Raw genomic sequence first — 13,666 nt, 5'->3', positions numbered from 1 at the left:
CTCGCGGCGCGCAAATCCTCCGCACCGCTGTCCGCCGACTGGTGGTAGCCACGAGGCAGGATCAGGGCAGCCCCACCTCGACGCGGTCGTCATGGCGCCCGCGCTCGAGGCTCACTTCGGCTGACGCTCCCTCGCGGCGCACCGCGTAGTCGCCGGCGAAGCCGGCCACGAGCACCTGGCCCTCGGCATCCGTCCTCACTGTCGTCGGCGGCAGCCACCACTCGCCCGCGATCAGCCCTCGAAGCGCGTCGTACGCGGGCTTTCGCGAACCGTCCTCCCGCACGAGCCCGATGGGCGCCCCCAGCCACGCCCCGCGGTCCGTGATGCCCCAGTAGGTGATCGACTCCACCGCGGAGTGCGAGACCAGGGCGCGGTAGTGGCGCTCGATCTCGTCCGCCTGCCGGGCCTCACCCTCGGGCGTGCTCGGCCACTCGTCCACGCGGTAGTCGTTGAGGTCCTCGATGTCGGGCGGCATCAGCGCGCCCGCGACCAGCGAGTTCTCGGTGAAGTGCAGCGGCAACCCGTACCGGGCGAAGCGGTCGGCGATCGCGAGCACCTCGTCCTCGCCGCGGTACCCCTGGTGCATGTGCGTCTGCAGGCCGAGCGCGTCGATCCGCACCCCGGCCTCGAGCAGCCCCTCGATCAGGCACTCGTACGCCGTGCTGAGGTCGAAGTCGTTCAGCAGCAGCGTCGCTCCGGGATCGGCGGCCCGCGCCTCCTCGAAGGCGAGCTTGGCCATCGCGACACGTCCGCGGTTCCAGGCGAGGCGCGTCACGGCGTTGTCGTCGCGATCGAAGACAGGCATGATCACGAGCTCGTTGATGGCGTCCCAAGTTGGGATGACATCGCGGAACGCCGACACCTCGCGCCGCACGCGACTTCGCAGCCGCTGCTCGATCCCGTCCAGGTCGTACGCGCGCAGCCAGTCCGGCTGCACGGTGTGCCAGACGAGCGGATGCCCCTTCACGGCCACTCCGCGATCACCGAACCATCGCGCCGCGGCGCGCAGGCGCTCGGTCTGCGGGGCGCCCTCGGTCGGCTCGAAGTCGCCCCAGTAGAAGGGAAGCGTCGCCGCGTTGAACAGCTCGAGCCAGTCGGCGGCGAGCTGCTCGTCGCCAGGTGCTCCCCGGCCTTCGGCGAGGTCCATTAGGTCGAACCCGATGTTGCCGAAGCCGAAGGCATGGTTCACCTGCTCGACGACGACCTCGGTGTCGCGCAGCGGTGCGCCGTCGGCGTCGAGCACGCGGACGAGCGCGCTCCCCCGCCGATGCTCGAACCGATCCTCAGCAGCGGTCGCGCTCACAACTCTTGCCCCGCGGTCGACTCCACCTCGACCCGCACGTCGGCGTGCAGCGTGCGCGCGCGATCGACCACCCGGGTCTCACCCACCACGGAAACGGGAACGGTCAGCGGGATCTCCCCGCTCGAGCGCCCGAAACCGAGCACGATCGCGCCGGGCTCCACGATGCGCTGACCCCCGGCGCCGGTGAACGACAGAAGGTCCGCGGCGACGTCGAACGACACCTGAGCCCGCTCGCCCACCGCGAGCGGCACCCGCGCGTAGCCGATGAGACGCTGCACCGGACGCACCACCGAGGCGACCGGGTCGTGCACGTACAGCTGCACGACCTCGACCCCATCGCGGTCGCCGGCATTGCCGACGTGCATCGACACCGTGACCGACCCGTCCACGGAGAGTTCCGGTGCCGAGGCCGCGGCATCCGACCACACGAAGTGCGAATAGGCGAGACCGTGGCCGAACGGGAATGCCGCGGTCGGGTCGATGTTCGAGACCTCGTTGCGGCGCGCGAGCGTCGCGGCGAGGTACGTCGACGGCTGGGCGCCGGGATCGCGCGGCACGCTGACGGGCAGGCGACCGCTCGGGTTCACCCGGCCGCTGAGCACGCCGGCGATCGCCCCCGTGCCCTCCTCGCCGGCGAAGAACGTCTGCACGATCGCCGCCGCGCGCTCGGGCGCCGAGCCCAGGGCGTAGGGGCGGCCGGCGAGCAGCGTCACCACCGTCGGGGTGCCGCTGTCGAGCACGGCGTCGAGCAGCGCCTGCTGCGCGCCGGGCAGTGAGAGGTCGGCGACATCGCAGCCTTCCCCGCTTGTGCCGCGGCCGAAGAGTCCGGCGCGGTCACCGAGCGCGATCACGACGACGTCGGCAGCGGATGCCGCGGCCACCGCCTTCGCGAACCCGTCGGTCTCGCCGCCGTCGACGGTGGTGCCGCGGGCGAAGACGATCTCGGCGTCGGGGAATTCGGCCGCGATCACGTCGCGCAGCGTCGGCAGCGTGAGACCGATGGGCACTTCCGGATGCCGCACCCCGACGTGCGAGGGGAACGAGTAGCAGCCCAGCACGGCGTACGGGTCGGCCGCGACGGGCCCGACGACCGCGATCCGGCGCGGCTTGCGCAGCGGCAGTGCCCCGTCGTTGGAGAGCAGGATCACCGCCTCCTCGGCCAGGCGCCGGGCGAGGTCGCGGTTGGCGGGCGGATCGAGGTCGACGCTGCCGCGGACGTCGTGCCCGGCGGCACCGTGGCGCACCGCGGCGAGCGCGGGAGGCACAGGCGACCAGTCGGGGTCGAGCATCCCGAGCTCCGCCTTCTGGCGCAGCACGCGGGTCAGCGCCCGGTCGATCAGGGCCTCGTCGACCGCGCCGTCTTCGACGGCCTGCACGAGGGCCGGGCCGAAGGTCTTGACGGTGGGCAGCTCGACGTCGATGCCTGCCGCGAGTGCGTCGCGCGCGGCATCCGTCCACCCCTCGCTGTAGCCGTGCAGCTGCTTGAGGAAGGCGATCGAGAAGTAGTCGGCGACAACGGTGCCCTCGAACCCCCACTCGTCGCGCAGCAGTCCGGTGAGCAGCGACGCGTCGGCGGCCGTGGGGATGCCGTCGAGGTCGGTGTACGAGTTCATGACCGAGCGCACGCCGCTCTCGCGGATCGCCATCTCGAACGGGGGCAGGAGCACGTCGGCGAGCTCGCGCGCGCCCACCGAGACGGGTGCCAGGTTGCGGCCACCCTTCGAGGCGGAGTATCCGACGAAGTGCTTGAGCGTCGCGATGACGCCGGCCGACTCGACGCCCTGGATGTAGGCCGTCGCGACCGTGCCGACGAGGTACGGGTCCTCGCCGATGGTCTCTTCCACGCGACCCCAGCGGGCGTCGCGCACGACGTCGAGCACGGGGGCGAGACCCTGGTGCACGCCGACCGAGCGCATGTCGTCGCCGATCCGTCGACCCATCTCGCGGACGAGGTCGGGGTCGAACGATGCGCCCCAGCTGAGCGGCACGGGGTAGGCCGTCGCACCCCACGTGGCGAAGCCGGCGAGGCACTCCTCATGGGCGAGAGCCGGGATGCCGAACCGTCCGGCGGCGACGATCTTCTGCTGGGCGCGCTGCAGCGACAGCGCCCCGGATGCCGGATCGACCGGCGCCGTGCCGAACGGACGCGTGAGCTGGCCGAGACCCCAGGGCAGGATCGCATCGAGGTCGACGTGGTCGTCCATCTCGTGCTGGTGCGGCGCGACATCCTCGCCGTCGTCCGAGGCGCCGACCCACACGCCGTAGAGCTGCGCGACCTTCTCGGCCACGGTCATCTCGGCCATGAGCGCGGCGACGCGCTCGGCGACCGGGAGACTCGTGTCGCGCCAAGCGCCGGACGTGCCGGTCTGGGTCTGCGGTGACATGGTCATCCCTTCACCGCCCCGGTGAGTCCGCCGACGATCCGCTTCTCGGCGAGGAGGAAGAAGACCAGCGCCGGGATCATCGCCAGCGAGGTGTAGGCGAGCACCGCTCCGGTGTCCTGCGAGTACTGCGTCGAGAACTGGGTCACCCCGAGAGGCAGCGGCCACAGCTCCTGCGGCAGCGACCCGGTGCTGATCACGAGCAGGGGCAGCAGGTAGCCGTTCCAGCTCGCGACGAAGGCCAGGATGCCCACGGTCACGAGGCCGGGCTTGGCGAGCGGCAGCATGATCCGCCAGAAGAACCCGATGCGGGTGGCGCCGTCGATCATCGCGGCCTCCTCGAGCTCCTCGGGGATGGCCCGCAGGAACGGGACGAGGATGATGATCGTCGTCGGCAGCGCGAACGCGATGCCGGGGATGATCACGCCGAGATAGGTGCCGTGCAGGCCGAGGGTGCGCAGCAGCAGCGTGAGCGGCAGCGCGGCGACGGTCAGCGGGAACATGAGCCCGGCGGCGAACAGCGTGTACAGCCCCTGGCGACCGCGGAAGTCGTAGCGCGCGAGCACGAACGCCGCCATCAGGCCGGCGATCACGACGCCGACGGTCGTGGCGACCGCCAGCAGGCTGCTCGCGAACACGTTGCCCCAGAACCGCGGGGCACTGAGCACCGTGATCCAGTTCTGCAGCGTCCACGGGTCGGGAAGGCCAGCCGGGTTGGCGTTCAGGTCGGCGGTCGTGCGCAGGCCGCCCATGAAGACGTAGATGACCGGCCCGATGGCGACCGCGGCGATGACGAGCGCGACGAGGTAGACGAACGGCTGACCCCAGTCGAACTTACGGCCGGCGGGCGCCGTGTCGTGCGGACCGTCGACGCCGGTGACGATGGTGGTGGTGGCGGACATCAGTTGATGCCTTCCTTCTTGTCGCGGGCACCGGGCTTCTTGCCCTTCGGCCCCGAGCCCGTCCGCGTGATGGCTCCCGCCAGGTCGCGGCGCAGCGCGAAGCGCTGGTACACCAGGGCGATGACGAGCGAGATGACGAACATGATCACGGCGATCGCGCTGCCGTAGCCGGGCTGGCCGGCGAACTGTCCCTGCTGCACCATGTACGTCGCCATCGACTCGGTCGCGATGCGGCGCACCGCCGGCGAGACGGTGACCCAGATCATGTCGAAGACCTGGAGCGAGCCGATGATCGACAGGAAGGCCCAAATGCGGATCGTGGGTCCGAGCAGGGGCAGGGTGATGTGCCGCTGGATCTGCCACCAGCTGGCGCCGTCGATCGCGGCGGCCTCGGCGAGCTCATCGGGGACGCCCTGGAGGCCGGCGAGCATGAGCAGGATCGCGAAGCCGATGTACTTCCAGGTGAGGATGAAGAAGATCGTCCACAGCGCGATGGTCGGGTCGGCGAGCCAGTTCTTCGCGAGCGCGCCCAGGCCGACGGCCTCGAGGGTCGCGTTGACCGCACCGGCCGGCTGGAGCATGAGCTTCCAGGCCAGACCCGCGATCACCTCGGCGAGGACGTAGGGCACGAAGATCAGGAGGCGGAAGATGCTGCGGCCGCGCATACGCCGGTTCAGCAGCAGTGCGATGCCGATCGCGAGCGGCCCCTGGATGAGCAGCGACGCCACGAGGATGAAGAACGTGTTGGCGACCGCGCGCTGGAACTCGGGTGTCGTGAGCGCACGGACGTAGTTGTCGAGCCCGACGAAGCGGGCGGGGTCTGCGAGGTCGGACCACTGGAACGCGGCCGGGAGGTTGTAGAGGCTGTACACCGCGGCGAGGATCACCGGCAGGATCACGAAGCCGAGGAACAGCACGAGCGCGGGCGTCATGAAGAAGGCGATCTCGAGACGCTTGCGCCGGTCATCGCGCCGTGGGCGGCGCGCGGGAGCAGGGCCCGGGCCCGCGGTGACCGCGGGCCCGGGGGTGGTGAGAGTGGTCATGGCCTACAGAGTCGCTGCCGCGTCCTGCATCCGCTGGACGATCTCCTCGGGCGTGCCGGTGCCTGCGAAGAGGTTGACGATGCCCTCGTTCATGGCGTTTCCGACCGTGGTGCCGAAGGCGGTGTCGAGCCAGAGCTGGACGAAGGATGCCTCGGCCAGGCCCTCGGCCACCATCTTGAGGTTCTCGTCCTCGATGGCGGACTGGGCTGCGGGCACCGTCGGGATGCCGGAGCCGCTGGCGGCGAAGCGCGCCTGGACGTCCTCGCTCATGATGTACGCGAGCAGGTCGGCGCACTCCGGCGGGGCTTCGGCCGAGCAGCCGAATCCGTCGCCGCCGCCGAGGGCTGCGGTCGGGTCGCCCGCGGCGTCCTCGATGCCGGGCACCGGGAACCAGCCGAGGAACGGCGGCACCTGCTGGTCGGCGGTGAGCCCGCCGATCGTGCCGGCGTTCCAGTGGCCCATGAGCTCCATGGCGGCCTGGCCGTTCGCGACGAGACCTGCCGAGCTGCCGGCGCCCTCCTGCGCGACGGTGCCGAGGAAGCCGTCCTGGAACGGGTTCTCGCCGAGGAACGCCTCGAGCTGCTCGCCCGCCTCGACGAAGCACTCGTCGCTGAAGTCGAACTCCTCCTGCGCCGCCGCGAGGGTCTCGGGCGAGCAGGACTTCAGTGCGAACTGGTACCACCAGTGCGCGGCGGGCCAGCCGCTGCCGGCGCCGACCGCGATCGGGGTGACGCCGGACTCGCGCAGTGCGCCGACGACCTCCACCAGCTCGTCGAACGTGGTCGGGACCTCGACGCCTGCCTCGTCGAACATCTCGGTGTTGTACCAGAAGCCCTCGATGCCGAAGGTGAAGGGGATCGCGTACGTCTCGCCGCCGACCTGCCACGGGTTCACGGTCGCGCCCACGGACTCGATCGTGTCGGGGATCGCGTCGTCGAGCGGCATCAGGTAGCCGTTCTCGACCTGGTCGCGCAGCTCGCCGCCCGGCCACACCTGGAACAGGTCCGGCGGGTCGCCGGCTGCCAGGGCGTTCGGGATGAGCGTGCGCTGCAGCTCCTCGTTCTGGTAACCGGTCTGCTCGACGTTGACGCCGGGGTTGGCCTCCTCGAACTCGGCGGCCACTTCCTCCCACACCTCGGGCAGGGGGCCGTTGGTCGCGTTGTGCCACCAGGTGAGCGTGACCTCGTCGCCGCCGTCGCCGTTCGCGTCGCCGCCGCCGGCGGAACAGCCGGCGAGCGCTCCGATGGCGAGGCCGGTCGCGGCAAGGCCTGCTGCGAGCCTCGTCCTGCTGCGTGTGTTCATCTTCGAACCTCTCGAAAGTTTCGACATCCACGTCGAAAGTGATCTGGACGTTGCAAGAGTACGTCGAACGCCATTTGGCGTCAAGAGCAACAAATACGTGCCGGATCCCTCGCCCGGCCGTACAGTGAGGGGGATGACCGATCTGCCCACCGGCGCCGAGAGCGTCCGCCAGCGCAACCTCGCGCGCCTCCTGCGTCTGGTGCACCTCGAGGGACCGCTTTCGCGCGCCACGCTGACCGAGGCCACGGGTCTCAACCGCTCGACGATAGCCGACCTGGTCGCCGAACTCGTCGGCGCAGGACTCGTCGAAGAGCGCGCCCCCGACCCCTCGCGTCGCGTCGGCCGGCCCTCCCCCGTCGTCGCCGTCGCACCGGGGGTCCTCGCGATCGCCGCCAACCCCGAGGTCGACGCCCTGACCATCGCGGCCGTGGGCCTCGACCGCGAGCTCGTGCTGCGCGAGCGCATCGATCTCGATCACCTCCTCACCCCGGACGAGACCGCTCAGCTCATCGCCGCGCGGCTCGAAGCCTGGCGCACCGGCCCCCTCACGGATGCCCGCTTCATGGCGGTCGGACTCGCCGTACCGGGGCTCGTGCGCGCCGCCGACGGCCTCGTCCGCGACGCCCCGCACCTGCGGTGGACCGATGCTCCGGTGCGCGACCTCGTGGCCGACGCGACCGGCCTGCCGACGGTGGTCGGCAACGACGCCAGCCTCGGCGCCCTCGCCGAGCACCTCTATGGTGCCGCCCGGGGAATCGACCACGTCGTCTACCTCAACGGCGGAGCCAGCGGCATCGGCGGCGGACTGATCGTGCACGGGATGCCGGTGGCCGGCGCCGGCGGCTACGCCGGCGAGTTCGGGCAGAACCGTCCCGGCATCGCTTCCGAGACCGACCGCCGCGCCGACGGCGGCGTGCTCGAGGACGAGGTCAGCCGCAGCCGCCTGCTCGAGGTGGTCGGCCTCCCCGCCGCCGACGAGCCGACGCTCGCCGAGGCCCTCGCCTCGTCGGCCGATGGCGCGGTGGCCTCCGAGCTGACGCGGCAGCGCGGCATCCTCTCCACCGCCCTGGCCAATGCCGTCAACGTGCTGAACCCCTCGGTCGTCGTGCTCGGCGGCTTCCTGGCCACCCTCGCCGCCTCCGACCTCGAAGCCCTCACCGACGCTGTGGCCGCGCAGGCGATGCCCGCGAACATGGAGGGCCTCGACATCCGCGTGGCCTCCCTCGCCGAGAACCGCCTGCTCATCGGCGCCGCCGAGGCCGCGTTCGAGCGCCTGCTGGCCGATCCCGCGGGCGTCACCGTCTGACGTCTACACCGGGTCGCCGGACCGGTCAACGGGTGTCGCGGATGCCGCGCCCCGGCGCACCCTGGAACCTCGAGAGAGGACCAGCCATGAGCGATCCGAACACCTTCCCCGGCGGCCCTGATTTGCCCGGCGCCCCCGGACTCCCCGGCGTCCCGGGCGACCCCGGCTCCCCCGGCATTCCCGGAGATCCGGGCGGCCCCACCCCTCCGGGAAAGCCCGAGCCGTCGATCCCCGGAGAGACACCGTCGCCGTTCCCGAGTGAGCCGACCTTCCCCGCGCCGGAAGAGCCGCTCGCGCCGAATCCGCAGGAGCCGACGTATCCGGCGCCCGCCGAGCCGACGACGCCGGCTCCCACGGAGCCGAACCCGAACGCCGGGCCCGCCTACTGACCGTCGCGGGCGCCGAACCGTCGCCAGTGGTCGCCTGACGCCCTGTCACACGACCACGCGCGACGGTTCGCCGTAGCGGTGCGGGCGCACGGACGGTCCGCCGCATCCGTCCGCTGATCAGGACGGACCGTCATAGCCGCCGTGCGGGCGCGCGAGTAGCGTGAGGAGAAGTCCTGACGGAAGGCCCGCAATGTCGACGACCACCGATCGCCACGCCCGCACTGAGGCAGAGCTGCAGCAGATGGCGAAGGACCATCTGTGGATGCATTTCGCCCGCCAGTCCGTGATGGAGGAGGGCGGCCCCGGCGTCCCGATCATCGTCAAGGGCGAGGGTCACCACATCTGGGACTCCAAGGGCAAGCAGTACATCGACGGGCTGGCAGGCCTTTTCGTCGTGAACGCCGGGCACGGCCGCCGGCGCCTGGCCGAAGTCGCCGCCAAGCAGGCCGAGACCCTCGCGTTCTTCCCGATCTGGTCGTACGCGCATCCGGCCGCGATCGAGCTCGCCGATCGCCTCGCCGAGTACGCACCCGGCGACCTCAACCACGTGTTCTTCTCGACCGGCGGCGGCGAGGCCGTCGAGACCGCGTTCAAGCTCGCGAAGTACTACTGGAAGCTGCAGGGCCAGCCCACCAAGCACAAGGTCATCTCGCGCGCGGTGGCGTACCACGGCACTCCGCAGGGGGCTCTGGCGATCACCGGCATCCCGGCCATGAAGGCGATGTTCGAGCCGGTCACCCCGGGCGGGTTCCGGGTGCCGAACACCAACTTCTACCGCGCCGCCGACATGGGCGCCCCGACGGGCAGCCTCGAGGAGTTCGGCGTCTGGGCGGCCGACCGCATCGAGGAGATGATCCAGTTCGAGGGCCCCGACACCGTCGCCGCGGTCTTCCTCGAGCCGGTGCAGAACTCCGGCGGGTGCTTCCCTCCCCCGCCCGGCTACTTCCAGCGCGTGCGCGAGATCTGCGACAAGTACGACGTGCTGCTCGTCAGCGACGAGGTCATCTGCGCCTTCGGGCGCATCGGCCACATGTTCGCGTGCGACGCCTACGGCTACGAGCCCGACATGATCACGTGCGCCAAGGGCATGACGAGCGGCTACTCGCCGATCGGCGCCACGATCGTGAGCGACAAGATCTACGAGCCCTTCCGCACCGGCGACCGGGCGTTCTACCACGGCTACACCTTCGGCGGTCATCCCGTCTCGGCCGCCGTGGCGCTCGAGAACCTCGACATCTTCGAGGAGGAGGGTCTCAACGAGCGGGTGCGCGAGAACTCGCCGATCTTCCGGTCGACTCTCGAGCAGCTCAAGGATCTGCCGATCGTCGGCGACGTCCGCGGGGACGGCTACTTCTTCGGCATCGAGCTCGTGAAGGACAAGGCCACCAAGGAGACCTTCGACGACGACGAGTCCGAGCGCCTGCTGCGCGGGTTCCTCTCCAAGGCGCTGTTCGACGCCGGCCTGTACTGCCGGGCCGACGACCGCGGCGACCCGGTCATCCAGCTCGCACCGCCGCTGACGGTCGGCCCGAGCGAGTTCACCGAGATCGAGCAGATCCTCCGCTCCGTGCTGACGGAGGCCTGGACCCGCCTCTGAGGAAACCCACCGACATCGCGGGAATGGATGACGCGTCCCGGCGTTCCCCCTCGGCATGACAACTGTGGGAATCATCGGAGCAGGACACATCGGATCGGCCCTTGCGCGCGGCCTCGTCGAGCGCGGGTACGAGGTCGTGATCAGCAATTCGCGGGGTCCTGAGACCCTCGCTGACCTCGTCGCAGACCTGGGAGAGAAGGCCACGGCCGCGACGGCGACGGGGGCCGCGGCATCCGGAGATGTCGTCGTCGTGACGGTGCCGCTCAAAGCGATCGCCGACGTCCCGGTCGAGCCGCTCGCCGGCAAGATCGTGCTCGACACCAACAACTACTACTGGGAGCGCGACGGCCGCATCCCCGAGCTCGACGAGGGGAAGACGACCACGACCGGTCTGCTGCAGCGGCACCTGCCCGAGTCGAAGGTCGCGAAGGCGTTCAACCACATCCTCGCGAGCGACATCCTGACCACCGGGACCCCCGCCGGCACCGAGGACCGTCGTGCCCTCGCCACGGCGAGCGATGATCCGGATGCCGCGGCCTACGTCACGGCGCTGTACGACGAGTTCGGCTTCGACACCGTCGACATCGGCTCGGTCGCCGAGAGCTGGCGCGTCGAGCGCGACCGCCCGGCGTACGTGACGCGTCAGACGAAGTCGGAGCTCGAGCAGAACCTGGCCCGCGCGACCCGCTGACCTGCGCGAGGCGTTTCGCTCCTCGCTCAACGACCGGCCGGTCCGCGCCGGTCGTTGAGCGAGATCAAACGTTAGAGCGTCGCCTCGAAGGGGTCGAAGTCAGCCGAGATCGAGCCGACCTCGTCCACCGTGCTCTGCACGGGCACGAACTGGCGGGCCTCGACCGACTCCTCGACCGCGAGCAGCGTGTCGAGCACGTGGAAGCCGAAGCGGCCGGTCGCCACGTGGGGCCGGCCGGCGCGGATGGAGCGGGCCATGTCGAGCAGCCCGATGCCGCGGCCGGCGAGCACGCCCTCCTGCGGCACGTCGACGATCTCCTGCTGCATCACGGCCGGCGGCACCACCATCTCGGCCAGCGGACGCGTGATGGTGATGGGGCCGCCGAAGGTGTTCGGGTCAGGGATCACGAGGGTGCCCTCGGTGCCGGTGATCTCGACGATCCCGTGGCGGTACAGCGGCGAGTCGGTGCTGTACAGGCTCTGGGCCTGACCGCCCTCCTCGAACTGGAACAGCGCCGAGACGGTCGACGGGATCTCGACCGGGAACTCCTCGCCCGCGGCCGGACCGACCTGCACCGCGCGCTTCTCGCTGCCCTTGAGGCCGAGCGCGGCGACGGCCGCGACGGGACCGAAGACGTGGATGAGGGTCGAGACGTAGTACGGCCCCATGTCGAGCAGCGGCCCGCCGCCGACGGCGTAGAGGAACGCGGGGTTCGGGTGGAACAGCTCCGGGCCCTGCCACTGGAACGTCGTCTGCGCGAACAGCGGCCGCCCGATGTCGCCGCGGGCGATCGCCCGCTTGGCGGTCTGCACGCCGGGGCCGAGCACGGTGTCGGGCGCGACGCCGACGCGCAGGCTCGCGGCATCCGCCTTCTCCAGCATTCCGAGTGACGACGCACGATCGACGCCGATGGGCTTCTCGGTCCACACGTGCTTGCCGGCGGCGAGGATCGCCTCGGAGACCTCGATGTGGACCGCGGGGATCGTGAGGTTCACGACGATCTCGATCTCGGGATCGGCGAGGACGGTGTCGATCCCTCCGAAGCGCGGCACGCCGTACTTCTCGGCCTGCTCCCGCGCGCGGTCCTCGATCAGATCGGCGATCGCGAGCACCCGCACGTCGGGAAAGCGCGTCAGGTTCGACAGGTACTGGTCGCTGATGTTCCCCGCGCCGATGATGCCGACGCCGACGGGGGCGCCCATCAGCGGGCCGCCCGCTCGTCGAGGAAGACCCGGCTCTGCTCGATGCCCTCGAACAGGTCGCCCGAGTAAGCGTCGAACTCGACGATCGCGAACTCGAGAGCGGATGCCGCGTCCAGCGCCTCGGCCAGCGGCACGCTGCCCGTCCCGGCGGGAACCTGGTCGGCCGGCGGGTACGCCTTGATCGCCTCAGGGTCGAGGGTGCCGTCCTTCACGTGGACCGCGACGACCCGGTCGCCGAGCGTGCGCAGCAGTGCAGCGGGGTCGACCCCCGCACGAGCCGCCCAGTACAGGTCGACCTCGAGCACGACGCGCGGGTCGAGAAGTTCGGCGAGCACCTCGAGGCCGGTCTGCCCGTCGATCTGCGCCTCCAGCTCGTGAGCGTGGTTGTGATAGCCGACACGGATGCCGCGTGCGGCGCCCCGCTCGGCGGCGGCGTCGAGCAGCCCGGCAGTGTGCTCGATCTGCTCGCGCGTCGTCCAGCGCTCTGCGGTCGTGTACGGGTCGATCACGGTGCCCATGCCCAGCGTCTCGGCGGCATCGAAGACTGCGTCGTGGCTGGGAACCGGCAGTTCCGTGCCGCTGCCGTCCGGGTTGACGAAGGTCTCGGTCGCCAGCATCGCGTGGCCGGTCGGGGCGACCAGGCCGTGAGCGGCGAGCGACGCGGCGAGGGGTTCCGCGCGGCGAACGAAGTCGTAGGGCTCGACCGCGGTGAAGCCGCGGCGAGCGATCTCGGCGAGAGTGCCGTCGAGGTCCGCTTCGAGCGCGTCCTTTACCGTGAACAGCTGGACGGATGTGAGTGCCGTCATGGGAACCTCCTGAGGTCGGCGTCGACGAGCGCCGTGCGCGGCGCCTCGACAGCACGCTAGCATAAACCTCCATGTGGAGGTTTTGAACGATAGGATGCCTGCATGCCCGATGAGCCCACCACCGAGGACGAGTCCGCCGCTCGCGCACGCGGCCCCTACGCCAAGGGGCTCGCACGCCGGCAGCAGATCCTCGATCGCGCCATCGAGGTCTTCGCCCGGCGCGGGGCGGCCCGCACGAGCCTCCGCGCCATCGCGGAAGAGATCGGCGTCTCGCACGCGGCGCTGACCCACTACTTCTCCTCGCGCGAGCAGCTGCTCGTCGAGGTGTACCGCGAAGCCGAGCGCCAGATCAACGAGAACGAGCCGTGGAGCCCGGACGCCTCGCCCGTCGAGATCATGACCGAGTCGGCGCGGCGCAACCACACGGTCCCCGGGCTGGTGCAGCTGTACTCGACTCTCGTCGCCGCCGCCCTCGAGTCGGGGCACCCCGACGCCGCCGAGTTCGCGACCAGCCGGTTCGCCCGCGTACGGGCCGACCTGGCCGACCGCGTGCGCCGCAATCAGGCCGGGGGCCGCATGCGCAAGGACGTCGATCCCGAGGTCGTCGCCTCGCTCGTGATCGCCGCCTCGGACGGTCTTCAGATCCAGTGGATGCTCGACGAGTCCGTGCCCCAGAACGACGCGCTGGATCTGCTCGCGCAACTTTTGGGTTCCGGGGCGCATTCAGCGTCTTAACAGGCTTAG

12 protein-coding genes are annotated in these 13,666 nt (G+C 70.7%); 5 read left to right on the top strand and 7 right to left on the bottom strand.

The window, feature by feature from the left end:
- Positions 1-61 precede the first annotated feature (61 nt).
- From ASD56_RS06370 to ASD56_RS06350, 5 genes are read right to left on the bottom strand one after another with little or no spacing between them, the layout of a single operon-like run.
- The gene (locus ASD56_RS06370; protein WP_055962642.1) at positions 62-1,303 is read right to left on the bottom strand and encodes an endo-1,4-beta-xylanase; all 1,242 of its coding nucleotides are present in this window, start codon (positions 1,301-1,303) and stop codon (positions 62-64) included.
- Positions 1,300-3,687, bottom strand: a complete 2,388-nt coding sequence (locus ASD56_RS06365) for a beta-glucosidase family protein (protein WP_200947461.1) — start codon at positions 3,685-3,687, stop codon at positions 1,300-1,302. The genes ASD56_RS06370 and ASD56_RS06365 overlap by 4 nt, the downstream gene beginning before the upstream one ends.
- 2 nt (positions 3,688-3,689) lie before the next feature.
- The gene (locus ASD56_RS06360; protein WP_055962637.1) at positions 3,690-4,586 is read right to left on the bottom strand and encodes a carbohydrate ABC transporter permease; all 897 of its coding nucleotides are present in this window, start codon (positions 4,584-4,586) and stop codon (positions 3,690-3,692) included.
- A complete protein-coding gene (locus ASD56_RS06355) occupies positions 4,586-5,629 on the bottom strand; it encodes a carbohydrate ABC transporter permease (RefSeq protein WP_055962634.1) in 1,044 nt (347 codons plus the stop codon). The genes ASD56_RS06360 and ASD56_RS06355 overlap by 1 nt, the downstream gene beginning before the upstream one ends.
- 3 nt (positions 5,630-5,632) lie before the next feature.
- Positions 5,633-6,931 carry an ABC transporter substrate-binding protein gene (locus ASD56_RS06350; RefSeq protein ID WP_055962631.1) on the bottom strand — a complete coding sequence of 433 codons (1,299 nt, stop codon included), beginning with the start codon at positions 6,929-6,931 and terminating at the stop codon, positions 5,633-5,635.
- 133 nt (positions 6,932-7,064) lie between these two features.
- Between ASD56_RS06350 and ASD56_RS06345 the strand changes: the two genes are divergently transcribed.
- From ASD56_RS06345 to ASD56_RS06330, 4 genes are all read left to right on the top strand, one after another.
- The gene (locus tag ASD56_RS06345; protein WP_055962629.1) at positions 7,065-8,237 is read left to right on the top strand and encodes an ROK family transcriptional regulator; all 1,173 of its coding nucleotides are present in this window, start codon (positions 7,065-7,067) and stop codon (positions 8,235-8,237) included.
- Positions 8,238-8,323: 86 nt separating this feature from the next.
- A complete protein-coding gene (locus ASD56_RS06340) occupies positions 8,324-8,626 on the top strand; it encodes a hypothetical protein (protein WP_055962626.1) in 303 nt (100 codons plus the stop codon).
- Between the two features lie 190 nt (positions 8,627-8,816).
- Positions 8,817-10,223 carry an aspartate aminotransferase family protein gene (locus ASD56_RS06335; protein WP_055962623.1) on the top strand — a complete coding sequence of 469 codons (1,407 nt, stop codon included), beginning with the start codon at positions 8,817-8,819 and terminating at the stop codon, positions 10,221-10,223.
- A 55-nt stretch (positions 10,224-10,278) separates the two neighbouring features.
- Positions 10,279-10,914, top strand: a complete 636-nt coding sequence (locus tag ASD56_RS06330; RefSeq protein WP_055962620.1) for an NADPH-dependent F420 reductase — start codon at positions 10,279-10,281, stop codon at positions 10,912-10,914.
- A 71-nt stretch (positions 10,915-10,985) separates the two neighbouring features.
- On the opposite strand, the gene ASD56_RS06325 is transcribed toward ASD56_RS06330, so the two are convergent.
- Positions 10,986-12,116: a Gfo/Idh/MocA family protein gene (locus ASD56_RS06325; RefSeq protein WP_055962617.1), complete on the bottom strand. Its 1,131-nt coding sequence runs from the start codon at positions 12,114-12,116 to the stop codon at positions 10,986-10,988.
- Positions 12,116-12,922, bottom strand: a complete 807-nt coding sequence (locus ASD56_RS06320) for a sugar phosphate isomerase/epimerase family protein (protein WP_055962614.1) — start codon at positions 12,920-12,922, stop codon at positions 12,116-12,118. The genes ASD56_RS06325 and ASD56_RS06320 overlap by 1 nt, the downstream gene beginning before the upstream one ends.
- Positions 12,923-13,024: 102 nt before the next feature.
- Here ASD56_RS06320 and ASD56_RS06315 point away from each other — a divergent pair, with 102 nt between their 5' ends.
- Complete coding sequence (locus ASD56_RS06315) at positions 13,025-13,657, top strand: TetR/AcrR family transcriptional regulator (protein WP_055962611.1); 633 nt, start codon at positions 13,025-13,027, stop codon at positions 13,655-13,657.
- Positions 13,658-13,666 lie beyond the last annotated feature (9 nt).

The organism is Microbacterium sp. Root166, assembly GCF_001427145.1.
Classification (GTDB): domain Bacteria; phylum Actinomycetota; class Actinomycetes; order Actinomycetales; family Microbacteriaceae; genus Microbacterium.
The sequence above is the reverse complement of the archived record's forward strand: the minus strand, read 5'-3'. Positions and strand labels throughout refer to the sequence as shown.

Coding starts and splice junctions, on each gene's coding strand:
- ASD56_RS06365 (WP_200947461.1), bottom strand. CDS start 3,687: ATGTCACCGCAGACCCAGACCGGCACGTCCGGCGCTTGGCGCGACACG.
- ASD56_RS06360 (WP_055962637.1), bottom strand. CDS start 4,586: ATGTCCGCCACCACCACCATCGTCACCGGCGTCGACGGTCCGCACGAC.
- ASD56_RS06355 (WP_055962634.1), bottom strand. CDS start 5,629: ATGACCACTCTCACCACCCCCGGGCCCGCGGTCACCGCGGGCCCGGGC.
- ASD56_RS06350 (WP_055962631.1), bottom strand. CDS start 6,931: ATGAACACACGCAGCAGGACGAGGCTCGCAGCAGGCCTTGCCGCGACC.
- ASD56_RS06345 (WP_055962629.1), top strand. CDS start 7,065: ATGACCGATCTGCCCACCGGCGCCGAGAGCGTCCGCCAGCGCAACCTC.
- ASD56_RS06340 (WP_055962626.1), top strand. CDS start 8,324: ATGAGCGATCCGAACACCTTCCCCGGCGGCCCTGATTTGCCCGGCGCC.
- ASD56_RS06335 (WP_055962623.1), top strand. CDS start 8,817: ATGTCGACGACCACCGATCGCCACGCCCGCACTGAGGCAGAGCTGCAG.
- ASD56_RS06330 (WP_055962620.1), top strand. CDS start 10,279: ATGACAACTGTGGGAATCATCGGAGCAGGACACATCGGATCGGCCCTT.
- ASD56_RS06325 (WP_055962617.1), bottom strand. CDS start 12,116: ATGGGCGCCCCCGTCGGCGTCGGCATCATCGGCGCGGGGAACATCAGC.
- ASD56_RS06320 (WP_055962614.1), bottom strand. CDS start 12,922: ATGACGGCACTCACATCCGTCCAGCTGTTCACGGTAAAGGACGCGCTC.
- ASD56_RS06315 (WP_055962611.1), top strand. CDS start 13,025: ATGCCCGATGAGCCCACCACCGAGGACGAGTCCGCCGCTCGCGCACGC.